General features: G+C 52.5%; 10 protein-coding genes. 2 read left to right on the plus strand and 8 right to left on the minus strand.

The window, feature by feature from the left end:
• Window positions 1-812: 812 nt before the first annotated feature.
• The 6 genes from LG198_RS11070 to LG198_RS11095 form a co-directional block, all read right to left on the minus strand.
• On the minus strand, window positions 813-1,520 hold the full coding sequence (locus tag LG198_RS11070; protein WP_226756111.1) for a transposase: 708 nt from the start codon (window positions 1,518-1,520) through the stop codon (window positions 813-815).
• Window positions 1,521-2,112: 592 nt separating this feature from the next.
• Window positions 2,113-2,691: a hypothetical protein gene (locus tag LG198_RS11075; protein WP_230343245.1), complete on the minus strand. Its 579-nt coding sequence runs from the start codon at window positions 2,689-2,691 to the stop codon at window positions 2,113-2,115.
• Between the two features lie 76 nt (window positions 2,692-2,767).
• Window positions 2,768-3,331, minus strand: a complete 564-nt coding sequence (locus tag LG198_RS11080) for a hypothetical protein (RefSeq protein ID WP_230343246.1) — start codon at window positions 3,329-3,331, stop codon at window positions 2,768-2,770.
• Between the two features lie 62 nt (window positions 3,332-3,393).
• Window positions 3,394-4,374: a hypothetical protein gene (locus LG198_RS11085; RefSeq protein WP_230343247.1), complete on the minus strand. Its 981-nt coding sequence runs from the start codon at window positions 4,372-4,374 to the stop codon at window positions 3,394-3,396.
• Window positions 4,375-4,377: 3 nt separating this feature from the next.
• Complete coding sequence (locus LG198_RS11090) at window positions 4,378-10,872, minus strand: two-partner secretion domain-containing protein (RefSeq protein ID WP_230343248.1); 6,495 nt, start codon at window positions 10,870-10,872, stop codon at window positions 4,378-4,380.
• A 27-nt stretch (window positions 10,873-10,899) separates the two neighbouring features.
• Window positions 10,900-12,642, minus strand: a complete 1,743-nt coding sequence (locus tag LG198_RS11095) for a ShlB/FhaC/HecB family hemolysin secretion/activation protein (RefSeq protein WP_230343249.1) — start codon at window positions 12,640-12,642, stop codon at window positions 10,900-10,902.
• Between the two features lie 355 nt (window positions 12,643-12,997).
• Between LG198_RS11095 and LG198_RS11100 the strand changes: the two genes are divergently transcribed.
• Complete coding sequence (locus LG198_RS11100) at window positions 12,998-13,324, plus strand: YnfA family protein (protein WP_230343250.1); 327 nt, start codon at window positions 12,998-13,000, stop codon at window positions 13,322-13,324.
• 64 nt (window positions 13,325-13,388) lie between these two features.
• On the plus strand, window positions 13,389-14,417 hold the full coding sequence (locus LG198_RS11105; RefSeq protein WP_230343251.1) for a S1 family peptidase: 1,029 nt from the start codon (window positions 13,389-13,391) through the stop codon (window positions 14,415-14,417).
• Here LG198_RS11105 and phoR read toward each other — a convergent pair.
• Both phoR and phoB read right to left on the minus strand, forming a co-directional pair.
• Window positions 14,407-15,735 carry a phosphate regulon sensor histidine kinase PhoR gene (gene phoR, locus LG198_RS11110; RefSeq protein WP_230343252.1) on the minus strand — a complete coding sequence of 443 codons (1,329 nt, stop codon included), beginning with the start codon at window positions 15,733-15,735 and terminating at the stop codon, window positions 14,407-14,409. The two genes, LG198_RS11105 and phoR, sit on opposite strands and share 11 nt — an antisense overlap.
• A 38-nt stretch (window positions 15,736-15,773) precedes the next feature.
• The gene (phoB, locus tag LG198_RS11115; protein ID WP_230343253.1) at window positions 15,774-16,460 is read right to left on the minus strand and encodes a phosphate regulon transcriptional regulator PhoB; all 687 of its coding nucleotides are present in this window, start codon (window positions 16,458-16,460) and stop codon (window positions 15,774-15,776) included.
• Window positions 16,461-16,589: the final 129 nt, after the last annotated feature.

Consider the following 16,589-nt stretch of genomic DNA (forward strand, 5'->3'; position numbering starts at 1 on the left):
ATCCAGATATTTAATGTAATCTTCATCTGCATAGAAACACACAGATCGGTTATTCCCGCGCTGGATAATGTGTTGCGGAACATTGGGCAAAATAATTCGAGGGCGGCGGGGCATCTTAATAAGAGATTGACCTAAATACTGCCATTAATCGTGGTCTGTCCCCTATTATTTCGATTGTGGCTGATGAACCCTTCCACAGGCTATGGCGCACCACAAGCTGGCATAGATTTCCAATAGTCATTCCAGCATTCTCCAATATAACGATAGCCTTTACGAATCAGGCATCGTTGGTGTTCAGCGCTTTGCCGCTTATTGGCTTGGAGAATATCCTCCCCTTCAATGGAGTCCTTTGGATCTCTTGAAAAATTTCCAGTCTTATCTCCACCACACGCTTGCCAGTCAGCCAGGCGAGTTTCTGCAGAGGTTTCAGCTCTCTCCCAATTTTCTATCCGAGGTTTTGAAGGGGGAGGGGGTGATAGAGGAACAAAGCACCCCCAACAAAAGCACCCGGAAAGACTAGTTGTTAATCCTAGTACGACACATAATCTGATTATTCTCATTTAGCGCCTTTCAATAAAATGGAAATGGCAGTCCAAACCTCAGGAGGTAGTAACTCTGCCATTGCAAATGGGGTAGACGGTAGAATTGCCAATTCGGATACCCGATCTCGAATAATTCGTTCTGTGCTCTCCATGCCGCGCTTTGTATTACCCTGTTCGTCATACAAGCCCGTGATCTGCCCTCCGAGATAGTCGTGGGTTCCACCGAAGGCTTCTATAAAATCAAAGGGGTCAGACTCGATTGATCCATAATTATCGTTGACGACGAAAAGCCTCTGACTTCCTGTCTCCACCTCTAGGTAGCTTGTCTATTCTACGGTTGAGTTGTTGAGCAATCTTTTGCTTGAAATATTCGCTTCCCAGTACCCAAGCTTTGTTGGTAGCTTCTCTTAGCTGATGCAGGCTCAGTTCATCAATATGCGCTTCAAACAAGCACCGATAATGCACCTGCCTGGATGTTTCGTCATTGCCCAGCCTGTGATACATCGTATGAGGGGTCACCAATGGATCAGCTTGTCCCAGTGCATTGGCACGATAGCTACTCCATGGATATTCAGCAGGGAGTTGCACCATGTTGGCTCTGACTGGATTCAGTTCAATATAGCGATAACAGAGTAGGGCATAGGTTTCACTATCAATCAGGCTGGCTTTGTAGCGGCCTTCCCAAAGGGTGCCGGTACGTCGATAGGTAACGTTGTAATATTGCACGTAATGTCGGCCCACACTTTGCATCATCTTCGCAATGCTATTCTCTTGATGAGGCGTGACCAATAAATGTACATGGTTGGTCATCAAGACATAGGCATGAATATCACATTGATGTTTCTTGGCAGCTTGCGACAGTTTGTCCAGGAAGAAGTGATAGTCTTCTTCCGCAGAAAAAACCGGTTCACGGTTATTGCCGCGGATGATGATATGTTGTGGGTGTCCCGTCAGTACAAAGCGTGGTAGGCGAACCATTCGAGTCTCTCCAAAAGACACTGTCCTCAGCATAACCGCTGATTTAAGAAAGAATCAATCGAGTCTGACCCCTTTGATTTGTTCTGTATTTAATTGAACTGTTATTTTATCGGACATGGCAATTCTCAATTGACTCCAAGTCGGGAAAGAGGATTAACGGAAACTATCTTCCCAGTGGTTGGATTAATAGCAACAATAGGGGACAGACTGGGCTATCCCCTATTATTCATTATTTTCATTTCTGTGATGTATTACCATCCTCCTTTATATCCATTGACAGCACATGAACAAGTGACAAAAACTAGAATAATAATTCCTAATACGCTAAATGTTTTTTTCAAAATTTTCTTCATATTTTCATCCTGATGAGTATATTGATATTTTATATTTTTTAATGATTGGAGAATGGTACTAAATACTTCTGGAGGAAGTAGGACGCTAGCCGAAAATGGTGTTGAAATTAGAACATTTAATTTATTCGAAGCCTCTCCGATGTTACCTCGTAAAGTGTTGTCTAATTGTTTTCCATTTCCGATCTTGTCATACCAGATAAAGCTATTGAGAGTATCATGAGTGCCGGAGTAAGCCTCTGCTAATCTATCCCAAAATCTCCGGTAGAGTATTCAAATTGTACCCCTAATGCCATTTGACCATTACTGCCTTGCACTCCACCGAGTGGACTTCTTAAATCCTGATTTTGTGCAATAAAATCGTTAATTGTTATATCATTTCCTTGTGCATCTTTTGGTTTAAAAATAACTGTGCCATCAGAGTTTTCTGCGTATCCACTTTTTGTAGATAGGTCGGCTTGGCATGCACCAGCACCGGCAACTTCACACCATTTTTCCAGTACAATCCGTCCGCCCGCTAGTTTGAAATTATCTCCATTAACACCAACACTTACTCCTGAAGCATTATTAATACAATCGTTTTCGCTGGCACAAAGATTTTTGAATTTCTTTGAGTCCTCGATCATTTTCTGCCGCATCACATCAGCAGCCCAGGAAAGAGACTCCTTGGTTATAGCAGAAGTAAGTTCGGTAGAGCTGCCGCCTATCGCAGCGATGATGATATTCGCAGCCCTGCGGTAATTACCATTGCCATTCCAGTTCTCATAATTAGATTTGGCTTGTGGGTCATTTAGTATCGCTTGAGCTGATTCCAGCGTCATTCCCGAGGCTTCCAATACTGCCAGCCGGTTACTCTTACCCTTTAATTAATTTGAATTGCTTGATTTTATTTAAATGCTATTTACATGGAGGCGCGGGCTGGAGTTTTATCTCGATTGGATTAATTTCCCCTGTAATATCATCAGCGACTAGTTCCCGAACTCTTAGATTGCATCGGCCGCCTTCCAAAAGAAGTGCAGCATCATAATCTTTTCCGGGTTCAGGGCTAAAGCTTCCTGTAAAAGGGCCACAACTAGCGTGCCTCCATTGTCCACCGACTTCTCCATTGGCGACATAGGTGGAATAGATGGTTATTGGCTGACTTGCTTGCACGATAAACTCGTTGTACGCCCAAGTGATGTCATCTGTTATAGGCATCCCGATCTTTCTGTTTTTGCTTAACTGGGACAAACCATAAAAAAGACCATAATCTTTTCCACCAGAAAAAGCAGGAATCGTTGCTTTATCGTACAAGGTATAACAAGACTTGTTGGGATGAAGATAAACGAATGCCCCTGTGGTGAGTATGCGCATCCGGGCAACAGGTCCGTGTTCTGAAGAGGCATCTAGTACCTTGGGGCCTGCGCATGCAGTCAGCATGCTGATAACAATCATAAAAAGCAGGTGATTTCGAGAGTTCATGAGATTTATCTTAAAGATATGGGGCCACATTTTTACGTCCCCTATTATTGTTTTAACGGGAGCTACTCAACGTTAGGCGAGATTGGCTCAAACTTGAATGATTCCAGCCAGTGCCTTAAAAATGCTTGGCGTTGGGCCAGCCAGTCGGGGGCGTGTGTTGCCAGATTCCTGTCATAAATTGCAACCATCGCAAATATATAGTTGCCTACCTTGGTGGTATAAAGTTCATGAACGGTTGAGGATTCTCCTGCTTTGAAATCCTCCCGTGCGGGAACATCTCTTCCACTGATCACCTGAAGAGTCATGTGCTGCCATTCCCGTCCGTTAATGGTGATGATTTCTTTTTGGGTGTGAGGGTTAGTAAACTCTTTAAAATTACTCCCCGTTGGTAATTTGTCCCCTTCAATAATCATTGGCATAAAACCCACCATGGTGGCCCGGTAATTCAAGCCATCCATACTCACATTAGGCAATCTCCATACCCGCACTGCGCCTTTGCTAGGGTCCAAGTTATAACGGAGGCGCACATCATATTTGTAATCGGGTTCCAATTGAGTAAATAAACTGCCTATGCCAGGAGTAGTGATAACCTGGGTAGAAGTACCGTTTTGGCATAGTTGTTGTGGGTATTTCGGTGGGATACGGGGGGGGGTCGGATAAACCGTGACATCCCAGATGCGGTCATAAGTCACCATAAAGTCCAAAGGCGGATGCGTGTAATCTGTGGCAGGTATCTCTTTGGCGTTTTGAGAGAGGAAATATGCGCTTCCGATGCGATCATCTACCGCGAGTCTGCCTTTGTCGGTCAGCGCCGTCTCGCGCTGGCGGCGCGGGGTATAATCCACCATGTGCCTGTCATGGTCGGGTTTCACAATGACCTGCGCACGGCACATGACTTTTATGTCGCTCATCACCGGCGTGCCTGTTTGATAGCGTGGCAGCGACATTTCTTCTATTTTCTGATAGCCCGCCATGCTGCAAGCGCTGAGTGCGGCTATACCTGTGGCGCTGATGAATAGGAGCTTGATCATGGATTTATACATGGTTTACCTTGGTGGGTTGCTGGAAACAGGCGCAACCGTTGTGGTTGGCCAAGTGGAAGGGTCATTCCAGCGATAGGTGGAATGTGCGCTATCGCTCGTGGTGAATAAAGCCTTCAGTTCCAATACCGATTGCAATAGATTGCCTAGCGCAACTCCTTGTAGATGTGTGGCTGAATTGGGGTCATTATATTGATTGGTTTGGCCTAAATTACCACCTACAACCGTGGCAACAGGGTCATTGGCGTGATTATAGTAACCGAGGCCGTTAATGCCATTATCGGTTGGACCATTAACATTGCCATAGGCTAACCAATTAGCTTGCTGTTCAGGCGTTGCGCCTGCCAAACCTGCGGCATTAAGTGTGGCAGCCACTGCTGCGCCTGTTGAGGACGCGGGCCCAAAATAATCAATATGCAGATTCGGGTTTGCATTGCCTTGTGCGGCATAATCATTCAAGGCAATGTTGCTGGAGAGCGTGCCGCCGCTGTGGGCAAGGAGATTGGTTTCACCGTGGGCCAGTTGATTGCCGTGAGAAGCGATCAAGGCTTGCACGATGGCTTCTGAAGTATTGGAAGTCGCTTGAGCGTATTTGTCGATTGCGGCATTGAGTAAATCAGCCAGGCTGCCCTGGGTATCGTTGTAGGACAGGTAAATGGATTGTTCAATAGCTTCTCCATCACGCAGATGCCCGATGCCCAGCACCAAGGCGCGGTCTGGTTCATTCAGAATACCATTCACGGCAATATTAAAGTGACCTTCACTATTGCTATCTACCGCTTTAATCTCGAATAGCGGTGCATTGTCTGTTGGGCTTTTTAAATCAGTTAAGGCCTTGATGCGTTCTTCTAGCGGCAAGTCTGCATTGTTAATGGTGTCGCCTAGCCCAGAGGCGGCTTGTGCGCATTCAGGCGGTGATTTTTTACAAGTGGCAATAAATCCTTGCGTGATGTCGCTATCGCGTTTTTGTGCAGTTAACAAGAAGGCATTGCCCAGCGTCCCAACCGCATAACTGGTGGCGGCATTCCCGATATCAATTTCACCAGCCAAACTACCGACCAGGATATTACCCAAAGTGAGTGCTAAGCCTTGCGATAGGCTTGGTTTGTCACGTTCATTGCGAATATCAATCGCTTGATAACGTAGTGTTTGCGCTTCGGCTATTAAACTAGCTGCTTCGCTTGTTTTACCGCTAGCATTCAGAATAGCCGCCTCTGCTTCTTTGTCTCTGGCGAGGTTGAGCTTGTCATTATATTGCTGATCATATTCCGCCATTCTTTTGACGTAATACGAATTGATGGCCGTAGTCACTTGCTGGGTGGCTGCGCTGACAATGCTTGCATTCGCCGCTATTTCATTTTGAATGGCTGTGATGTCAGGTTTAGTCAATACATCATTGTTGGCTGTGTCAGTATCCCGGTTTAAGGTAGCGATGGTTGTTTCGGCATTTTTACCAGTCAATGCAGTTTGCTTTGCATCATCAGTAATGGCAATTTGTGCTGTACTTACCGCGCTATGCGTAACACTGGAGTCTGTGCCTGACTGATTTAGGTCGGGTGTCAATGTACCAGGAAGATTGACTAAATTATTACCAATATTTTTGGTGATGGATTGGTTAGAGTTATAAGACATACTTAAGCTCATGCTACTACTGTCGGCTGCATATTCTGCTCGATTCTGAATGTCCGAAACCGTGAGCGTCTCCGTAGTCAGGCTGTTCCTATTCTCCGCAATCGCTGTTTCAGTCGATGCAATCACTGCCCCCTTGAGGTCGGTATTGCCGTTGACATTGACCTGGAAGCCGCCATCTCCCGCAAATATACCCGCCTGCTCGTTGACCGAGGCATAGTCGCTATTGATCTTGCTGCTGGACGAACTGAACGACCCGCCGGCCATGCCCGCGCCAACCGGCACACTGACGCTGATGCCGGCGCTTTTCTGCTTGCTGTCGTAGGTGCTGGAGTCCTGCAAACTCTGGATATTGAGATTGCCCTTGCCCGAAGTGCCGACGTTGGCTACTACCTGATCGCCCTTGACTTGCGAACCGATGATATTGGTATCCGTGCCACTTTCCAGGCTGACCTTGTTGCCAGCCTGTACCACGCTTTCTGTCCACGTGACATCCGACCCATTGGCCTTGCCTTTACCCTGTGATGCGCTGGCGGTAATGGCAAGCCCGTTGGAACCGATGCTGATGCCGACACTGGCACTGCTGTTTTTATTCTTGCTGTTAAGTGTTTCCGTGTTCTGCGCAGCGATCAGGTTCACCTTATCATCCGCTTTCAGGTTGACATCTCCGCCTGCCTTGATTGTGCTGCCGATGACGTTAATATCAGATTGCTCGCCAGCCCCTGTGGCCTGGATGGCAATATTGCCGCCCGCCATCACATTGCTGCCTTGAACCGTGCTGCTGGTTTGCGTGGAGGTGCTGCTGCTTTTGCTGGTGCCGATGGAAAGACTAATGTTGACGCCGCCTGCCTGATTGGCGGCATTGGTGACGCCATTGTCTGTCGGTGCCGCAAATAATGCCTGCTGGGTGGAATCGAAAGCGTTCTTCGCAGCCAATGCTGTAGTACCTGCGGCCAATGCCTGCATGCGGCCATCGGAAGTATTGTTAGCGGCCTGCTTCATTTGCTCGGCAGTCTGGATGGCCGAGATCACTGGGCTGGTGATCGCTAATGTCAGCCCGCTCTGCTTGAACTTGGTCTCGGTAGTTTGGGTCGATGTGTTGTTGCCAGCCGTAATGTTGACTTGCTGAGCCTTGATGTCAATATCACCTTGTGGGGTGAGTACCTCGCTGCCGGTTTGGGTGTAGGTATTGCCTGCCTGGATGGTGACATTGCCTTCTACACTGCCAATGGTGCTGCCGGTCTGGGTGATGGTGGTGCCGGTTTGCTTTTGGCTCAGGTTGCTGGTGCCGTAGCCGATGCTGGAGCCGCCGGCGGAGAAGCCTGATTTCTTGGTGGTTTTCTGGTTGAAGGTGTAGCTGGTGTTTTCAGCGGTGGCGAGTGTAATGTCGCCACTGGCTTGCAACAGGGTGCCGTTGTCGCTGACCACCTGGCTGCCCTCGATATTGATATTGCCCGCAATGGCTGCTGCTGTTTCGCTGGCTGCGCTACCTGCCCGAAGGGCGATGGTGTCTGCACTGAGGGTGCTGCCAATGGCCTGACTGTCTTCAAAGGTGTTGCGGTAGGTTTTTGTGGTGCTGTTTAAACCGCTGCTGCGCTTGGTTTTGCGCGCTTGGTCGAAGTTGCTGGTGGCTTCGCCTGCGGTGATGTTGATGTCTTTGACTGCCGTGATGCTCAGCTCGCCATGTTGACTATTGATATTGGCTGCTCTCAGGTTGGCATCATTGCCTGCTTGCAGGATGATGTCGCCAGCGGCCTGGATGGCAGTGCCGATATCTTGCGTGCTACCGTAGGAAACACGATTCTTGGCATTGCGCACACTGTTGTTTTGCTCGGCGATCTGCACGGTGCCGAGGTTGATGTCGCGACCGGCGGATAGCACTGTTTGACCGTCTACGCCGCTATTGGCAATGCTGGCGGCCATGAGGTTGAGGTCGTTGCCTGCACTGGCGACGAGGATGGCATCCGGGTTGCTGACGTACAAGCCGGCAACCCTGTCAAGGTTGGTGCGGCTGAAACTGCTGGCGCCTATGGTCTGGGCATGGCTCTGCGTGGTGCTTTCGATGTTGATGTTGTTGCCGGCTTCCAGTACCAAGGCATCTTTTGCCATGATGGTGCCACCGATGTTGTCGATGTCGCCAGTGGCCTTCAAGGCCGTGACATCAGCACTGATGTTGCCGCCCAGGTTCTGGATGTTGTCCGCATTGAGCACGGCCAGGGTTCGCCCTGCCATGGTGCCGCCGTTGGTGATGGTGTCTGTGGCATTGATGTTGATGCTGTTGCCCGCCATGATGCCGGTCGTGGGGCTCAGGTCGCCATCCTGCAGGCGCACGTATACCTGTGGAACAAGGGCTTTTGTGACCGTGCCGTCGGGCAGAGTGATTTCCTGTTCTACCAGCCAGACGATGTCGGATGTAAGTTGGGCTATTTGTTCCGCTGACAAGGCAATACCTGGAATCAGCTGGATCTGGCTTGCCACAGTAAGCCCTGCGTTCATGAGGGCTTGATATTGCGCTTCATCACTGGCGTAACCATCAAGGAAGCGTCTGCCAGTCAGTTCCGCCACTTGTTCACGCACCAGGCGCTGTTCATAAAAACCATCCCCCAGGCGCTTTTGCGTGATGGCAGGGTCGAATGAGAGTTGCTGCACCATGTAGTCCGAACTGAGCCAGGTGCGGTAATTGGTGAAGCGAGGGTTGGTTTCTATCAGGTAGTCTGCTGAAGCATCGGGCAGCGCCTGGAATAATGCGTTGTTGTTGACTGTGCTTGAGTTGCTGCTGACCACGGTACTGCTGGCCGGTGGCGCGGCATTGCCTTCAAGGCGTGTAGTGGCCAGGTTGTAGGTGGTGACGATGTTGCCGGGACTGTGGTTGCCCAGGTAGTCGATGTCGTAATCATCATCATTGCCATCCCAGTCGTAATACCAAGCGCTGCCGCTGTGACGGACAATACTCTGGCCTTCGGTGTTGAGGTTTTGAATGGTAGCGCCGCTGATGTCCAGCGCAGCGCCAGCGATGATCTGGCTATCGCTATTCAATACATTGCCGGTGATCTGCATATCGCCGCCAGAGAGGATTTTGCCGGGAGTGGAGGCGAGTATTTCAGTGTGCGAAGTATAGCTGGTGCCCTGGTAGCGCGTGTATTCGCGGAATGTATATGGCCCGGCGGAGCGCCATTCCACATGGACATTGCCAATCTGGGCGCCGGGGTAGTCTGCGCTATCCCAGATGACTCCCTGGCCTGGGCCTGCTGGGGTGAATTTGTCATAGCTTGCGGTGGTTTCCGCTGTCCTTCCCACTTGCAGGCCGGTGTTGAGGTTTTGCAGCTCATCGGCGCTGATGGCCAGGTTGCCCAGCGCTTCAATGGTAGCGTCCTGGTTGATGACGGAAGCGGCACTGCCAATGGCTATCCCTGAATCATTGAGGGTGCCGCCGATGGCAATATCCTCGCCGCTGAACAGCATGGCATTGTCACGGTTATGGAGGCTGCCTGTTGCCAGGTCCAGCCGGGTGCGCCCAGCCATGATGGCCGCGGTAGTGATGCCATTCACGGTTTCTGCCAGGTTGTTGATCTCGCTAGCCTGGATGCTGAGGCGGTCACCGAATATGCTGCCATGCCCGATGTTGTCCAGCCTGTCTGCGCTGATATGCGTGGTATCCCCGTCTATGATACCGCGGTTGATAATCGTATCTTGGCTGAACAGCGTGGTGCTGGATGAGGAGATATCTCCAGTGGCTTGGTTGTCGATGTTCTCTGCATTCAGGCTCAACGCGGCATTGGCGTTGATGGTGCCGGCATTCTGCAAGTCGTGATTGGTGGTGATGTTGATATTGGTATGCGCTGCTAGCGTACCGGAGTTGGTAATGTGTCCATCAGCAGTCACCACGACCTCGCCCACACTGGCCCCGAGATGCCCGGCATTGCGCACACCCAGCCCGGCTTCGGTGCCGATGAGGTGGATCTTGCCTGCATACATGCCGCCTAGTGCTGCTACATCCACGGCAAAGGCTGGGGTAGTGGCATTTGTGGGCGAGATTGGGTTGATGGTGGTCTGGCTGCCGTTGCCGTCGATATTGACCTGATTGGCGCCAGTGGTTACGTTGAGATGGTTGGCCCAGATGCCCGCGTTGACCTTAACCGCGCGCGTGATGACGTCGGTGTAGTCGGTATGGCTGGCATCCATGCCTTGGCCTAAGAAGCTGATGCTGCCGCCACCCACACGATAACCCAGCAGGTTGCCGCCATTGATGATGGGGGTGCCGGTGGTCAGGGTGGCGCGGTTGGCGTTGATGAAGCCGCAGCCATTGCAACTAATGCCGGCCGGGTTGGCGATGACGAGCTGGGCGCGGCTGCCTGCAATCTCGACAAAGCCATTCAGCAGGCTGGGATTGCTGCTGTTGACTTCGTTGAGGATGACGCGGGCAGTGCCGCCTGCCAGAAAAGGGTTGCCCTGCACCCAGCCGCCAAGCTGGGTTTGCACATTGGTGTTGCTGTTGTTGAGGATGGCTCCCTGGGCGTTGACATCGAACTGGCTGTAAGTATTGCGTGAGACGCCTGCGGCACTTGGTGTCTGGATGTTGACCAGCGGTAGGCCGTTGGCGGTATTGCCGATGATGGGCTGCTGGTTGGCGGGGGCCGATGGGTCTGCAATGATGTCGGCACGGGCTCGCCCGCTAAGGATCAATGCGGAGCCCAGCATCAGCATGAGGGAAAGCTGTAGCGGTGTGATGCCAGCCAGCATAAGTCTGGCGATTGGCGGGACATTGCCGGATGGTGTGCTGCCAGCGGTGCCGTGGGCAGATATGTTTTCTGCCACGGCCATCATCAGGCCTCGGACACGGTTGAATACCAGGCGATAACGGTGTTTGTTCATCTTGATTCCCCTTTAACGTGCTTGCTGCTAGAACGACCAGTTGAGGTTGAACCCGGCTGCCGTTTTGGCGGTTTCAAAACCGTCCGGCTTTTTGATGGGCTGTCCTAAAAATAAGTCGTAGCTGAATCCCCTGTATCCACCTCGCATGCCCACGACTGCACCTGCCAGTTGCCTGCCGATCAGGCGGTCGCCGGATTGTCCGCCAACCTCGCCATAATCCAGGCCGACATAAACGGCTTGCCCGCTTTGTCCCAGCATGGCGCTGAGATCGTTGCGGATGAACCAGCCGCGGTCTGCGCTCAAGGTCAATTGCCCGTCGAAGCCGCGCACGGTATAGCGGTTGCCGATGGCAAAGCGGTCTTGCGGCGTGAGCGGGGTAAGGTTGGATTGCGCGCGGATATTGGCGGCATAGCGTAAGGCCTGTGTTCCCCATGGCGCCTGGAAGGAAAGCGGAGCCAGGAAGCTGATATCGGCGGTGATGATTTCCATGCGCGAAGTGCCTTCGCCAAAGGCTTCTTCAGGTGCCTTGAGCGCCTGTTGCGCGCCGGTGCCACGGCGATAGGACAAGGTGTAATCCAGCACGGACTGGCCGATGTACCAGCTCTGGTTGATGCCCAGTGTCCATCCGGCAGTGCGGCGTCGCTGCACTTCCACCTCGGTGTCGTCAACATAGTTGAATGATTTGCGGAAAAAGCTTCCCAGGGATAGCTGCGTCTTGTTGATGGCGGAGCGGTACACCATGCGGCTGAGCCTGAACTCGGCATTCTGCGTGCGGCCGCTGTAGAGGTAGGATTGGTTGAGCCCGGCGACTTCCTGGTGATAGTTGTAGCTGGAGCCGGTGGCGCTGAGCAGCCAATGTCCGTAAGGGATGGAATAATGCAGGGTCTTGCCGCGCGAGCCGCGGCTGCCCTTGTCACCGCCGCCCAGGTCCTGGTTGAAATTGATATAAAACAAGTCGCTCAGGCCCAGCAGGTTGTCGCCAGAGAGCGTGACACCGCCCTGATATTTGCCTGTGCTGTCGAAGCCGCCATCATCCGCGCTGAATGTGAGGCGAAAGGGTAATGCCTGGCGGTATCGGATCACCAGGTCGCTCTCGCCGGGCTGGGCGTTGCCATCGGCAGGTTCGATCTGGATATCGGCATCCGAAGTGGGAGAGCGCTTGAGGTTTTCCAGGCCTTGTTCAATGCTACGCAGGTTGAGGATGTCGCCAGGGGCAATCGGCAATGCATTACCGTAGCGGATGTACTGGCTGGAATCCGGGGTGAAGCGGATCTGGTGGACCTTGCCGGGGATGACGGTGAGGATGAGATGGCCCTGGCCCAAATCCTGTGGACCAGCGAGGATGCGTGTCGTGACATAGCCATGGGCCACAATGGCATTTTGCACATGCGTCATGACAGTGTTGATGCCTTGTGTTCCCAGGCAGCGGCCAATTGCCGGATATAGCCCTGTTTCGATGACCTCGCGCAAGGCAAACTGGAACAGCGGAGCATTATTGCCTGCCAGGCTGATGCTCTGGATGGCAAAGCAGGGGAGTTCTGCTTCAGGATAGGCAAGTGGTGCGGGAGTTGCAGCTTCTGGCTGGCGAACGTCCGGTGTCGGTTCCTGCTGCTGGCGCAGGGCCCGGATGCGTTCCTGTTGCATCAGCAGTTCCTGTGCCGATGTATCTATCGGCTCAATCGCTGCCATGACCGGGTTGCTGATGTACAAGGCCATGGCAATTGGCCAGCATGCACGCAGGATAGCCGCGTATCCCCATGAGAAAATCAAATTGTTCCCCTATTTATTTTTATGTTCTGGTCAGTGCATTGGCTGGCCTTGTTGTTTTATTGGGATTATGTATTTTATATGTTTGATTAATAACGTGATTTATTCACTTTTTTGTGACAGAGGATGGCTGGCGACTTTGTAGTCTTTTGTCTGTATTGGGCTTGGTAATGCTGATTGATAGAGAGTTTCAGATGCATTGCCTGGTTTAGAGCGACTAACAAAATTCTTAGCGTACTGCCTACGGCAGAGCGCCTGGCCAGGATTGTTTGCTGAGTTTTGTTGGCCACTCTTAATAACAGGAGGGAAGTGGGTATATGCCTATAATGGCAGTACTGATTAATTTGTAGCGCCGGGCATGATGGTATTGAAAACATTTTTGTTGTTTGTAGTGACTGCAGTGGCCGAGATCCTTGGGTGTTATCTTCCCTATCTATGGCTGAAGAAAGGTGGCTCTGTATGGCTGTTGCTGCCAGCAGCTGTCAGTCTGGCAGTGTTTGCCTGGTTGCTGAGCTTGCACCCGGCGGCGGCAGGACGGGTTTATGCGGCTTATGGTGGGGTGTACATTTTTGTCGCGCTAGGCTGGCTGTGGCTGGTGGATGGCATTCGGCCCAGCACCTGGGATTTTGTCGGTGTGGCAGTTGCGCTGGTGGGTATGGCGATCATCATGTTTGCCCCACGCTAAGCTCTTCCTCTGCGCGATAATTAAGGAGTAAAGTTAATCCAGATTTGCGCATTGGGGGTTGCTCATGGGCATGCTGCATAGCGTTACTGGATTTTGTGTTGCATTTGGATTGCTGGCGTGGACTGTTCCGGCAGGGGCCTTGATGTATGGCCAGCCTGTGAATGAAGCCCCCGCGGTGCAACTGGTGTTTGAGCACCGTCACTGGCACGAGTATCGCCAGGAGTGGCGTGTCGATCATAGTGAGTGTAGCGCTGTCGTGGTGGGTGGTGCGCCACTGACTGTATTGACGGCAGCGCATTGCCTTCGTGATGTCAGCCTGGATCAGGCCAGTGGTTTGCCTGTCGTGCGTGTGGCACGCGCATCTCATCCTTTATTTCTCAAGGCCCGGCTCAGGCAGGCTATATTCCCGGAGTTTGACAAGGTGCGCGGCAATCTCATCGATGATCTGGCAGTGCTGGTGTTCGATATGAGTTTGCCCGACTCTATCGCCGTCGCGCCGGTTTTACTTGATCAGCCTGCGCACTCGGTACTCTTATGCGGTTATGGTCATGGGGCAGCTGATTCATCGCCGGCTGACCTGGGTTGTGCCAACAAGGAGGTGCATGCGGGAACGGATACGTTTGCCGAGTTTGTGCCGGACGCATATGCAGCGCTCGATCCGGTTTTTTATGCGCGTTACCAGGTGCAGTTTGAAAGCAAGGCGAGTGTTGTCTCCGCATTGGAAGCGCTGCTGGCCGTCAACCGCCTTAATGAGATGGGGAGTTATGATCCCGCGTTGCCTATGCCTACGCTTGGGGATTCAGGTGGACCCTGGTTGGAAGATATTGGCGAGGGGCGTTTCGGCGTGGTAGGCATCACGAGTTTTGTTGAAAGCTTTTACGGCAGTTCGCCACAGTGGCCTTTCTTCCGCCAAAGTAGCGCACCACTGGCAGATTTTGTCTATGCCGCTTATGGCATCAGGCTGGACTCGATGCGTGCAAGAAAGCTGTTTAATGCGGCGCGCTTGAAGGGGGCGGATATTCGTGTCTATCGTCGTGGATGGAAAGACGAGGGCGTGTATGCATCACCCGCATCTACAGAAATCAGGCGTTAATGCCTGCCTGCTGGGGTGTTTTGCGCACCAGGCGGCTTTGCGGTAATACTGCGCTGAATATGCTGCCCTTGCCTGCCTCGGATTCAATTTCGAGATATCCCTGATGTCGCGTCAGGATATGCTTGACGATGGAGAGGCCGAGGCCGGTGCCGCCTGTTTCGCGTGAGCGGCTGCGGTCCACGCGGTAGAAGCGCTCGGTCAGGCGGTCTATATGCTGTTGTTCTATGCCGATGCCGGTGTCGCGTACGCTGAACAAGACTTCCGTGCCGCGCAGGAACAACTTGAGATTGATCTTGCCGCCTTCGGGGGTGTAGCGCACGGCATTGCTGACCAAGTTGCCTAGTGCGCTATGCAGCTCTTCCGCAGCGCCCTTGATGAACAAGCCAGGTTCTACTGGCTCCAGTGTAATGTCATGTTCACCTTGGCTCAGGCTTATGCCTTCATGCAGCAGCATATTGAGCAGGGTGCTTAGGTCATTCTCGGTTTCCTGGGGCGCTTCAGGACTATTCTCCAGTTGTGACAAGGTCAGCAAGTCCTCGATCAGGCGCCGCATGCGGCCGGTCTGCTCCTGCATCATGCCGAAATAGCCACGCGTGCTTTCCGGCACGGCGCCTTCCATGTCGGTCAACGTCTCGATAAAGCCGCCGACAACGGTAAGTGGCGTGCGTAATTCATGCGAGACATTGGCGATAAAGTCACGGCGCATGGTTTCCAGCTTTTCCATCTGGCTGATATCGCGCGAGATCAAGAGCTTTTGGTTCGCGCCGAATGGCACCAGCTGGATCTCCAGGGTCGCACCGCTGACACGCCAGGATTTGAGTTTGATGGGTTCGGAGTAATCCTGGCGTTGCAGGTACTGGATAAAGTCCGCAGGACGTACCAGGTAGCTGATGGGGTGGCCTGTATCCTGGCGTATGGAAAGGCCAAGCTGGCGTTCTGCCGTGGGATTGCACCATTCGATCTGGTCATTGCCATTGAGCAACACCACCCCGTCAGGCAGGGCGCTTGCCGCATGGCGGAACCGGTCAAGCGCGGAGCTGATCTGGGCCTGGCTGCGGCTGTGGCGGCGCTTCTCGTAATAAATGGCGGAGAATACGTCCTCCCAGATACCGCTACCCACTGGCATGGCATTGAGTTCGGGCTTCTTGAACCATTGCAGCAGCTTGTGCAGCCAGTAGAGGTGGCTGGCCAAATAAAGCAGCACGATGGCACAGAATGCCAGCAGGGCGGTAATGGCATCGGTTGCCGCCCAAATGATCAGGCAGGCAAACACAGTGGCCAGGCCCAGCCACAAGGCTTTCCAGCGAATATCTTGCACGAGGTCGTTCTTGTCTTAAGACAGGCCGCTATTATGAGCTACTGCGCCGAGAAACGGTAGCCGACTCCGCGCACCGTCTGGATAAATTCCTCATGGCCTGACTCGGAAAGCGCACGGCGCAGGCGGCGGATATGCACGTCTACGGTACGGTCTTCGACAAAAACCCGGTCGCCCCAGACACGGTCCAGCACCTGGGTGCGGGAATGTACGCGCTCCGGGTTGGACATCAAGTAATGCAAGAGGCGGAACTCGGTGGGACCCAGTTCCAGCGTCTTGCCATTGCCTGATACACGGTGCGTCATCGGGTCGAGGCGCAGGCCGCCTGCCTCAAGCGGGTCGTCCGTCATTTGCGGTGCGCGGCGGCGAAGCACTGCCTTGATACGTGCATTCAGTTCGCGCGGGCTGAATGGTTTGGTGACATAGTCGTCCGCGCCAACTTCCAGGCCGCGTACCTTGTCCGCCTCTTCGCCACGCGCGGTCAGCATGATGATGGGGATGGCCTTGGTCAGGTCGTCGCCCTTGAGCTTGCGGGCAAACTCAATACCGCTCATGCCAGGCAACATCCAGTCAAGCAGGATCAGGTCTGGCAGGGTTTCGCGGATCAGCATTTGCGCCTGCTCAACGCTCAGGGCACGTACAGGGTTGTGGCCTGCTTGTGTCAGGTTGAGGGCAAGCAGTTCTTGAATTGCCGGTTCGTCTTCTACCACCAGAATATTAGCTGGCATGTCGGGTTTCCTCACTTGTTGAATGACGAGCAATATATGACGCTAATATGACAGATTGATGAACATGGTCAAAGTATTCAGGCATTGCGGTTTTATTCGATTTATATAATGATTTGTAACAAAATGTTT

Source organism: Methylobacillus arboreus (genome assembly GCF_020532725.1).
Classification (GTDB): domain Bacteria; phylum Pseudomonadota; class Gammaproteobacteria; order Burkholderiales; family Methylophilaceae; genus Methylobacillus; species Methylobacillus arboreus.

Coding starts and splice junctions, on each gene's coding strand:
- LG198_RS11070 (WP_226756111.1), bottom strand. CDS start 1,520: ATGGTTCGCCTACCACGCTTTGTACTGACGGGACACCCACAACATATC.
- LG198_RS11075 (WP_230343245.1), bottom strand. CDS start 2,691: ATGACGCTGGAATCAGCTCAAGCGATACTAAATGACCCACAAGCCAAA.
- LG198_RS11080 (WP_230343246.1), bottom strand. CDS start 3,331: ATGAACTCTCGAAATCACCTGCTTTTTATGATTGTTATCAGCATGCTG.
- LG198_RS11085 (WP_230343247.1), bottom strand. CDS start 4,374: ATGTATAAATCCATGATCAAGCTCCTATTCATCAGCGCCACAGGTATA.
- LG198_RS11090 (WP_230343248.1), bottom strand. CDS start 10,872: ATGAACAAACACCGTTATCGCCTGGTATTCAACCGTGTCCGAGGCCTG.
- LG198_RS11100 (WP_230343250.1), top strand. CDS start 12,998: ATGATGGTATTGAAAACATTTTTGTTGTTTGTAGTGACTGCAGTGGCC.
- LG198_RS11105 (WP_230343251.1), top strand. CDS start 13,389: ATGGGCATGCTGCATAGCGTTACTGGATTTTGTGTTGCATTTGGATTG.
- phoB (WP_230343253.1), bottom strand. CDS start 16,460: ATGCCAGCTAATATTCTGGTGGTAGAAGACGAACCGGCAATTCAAGAA.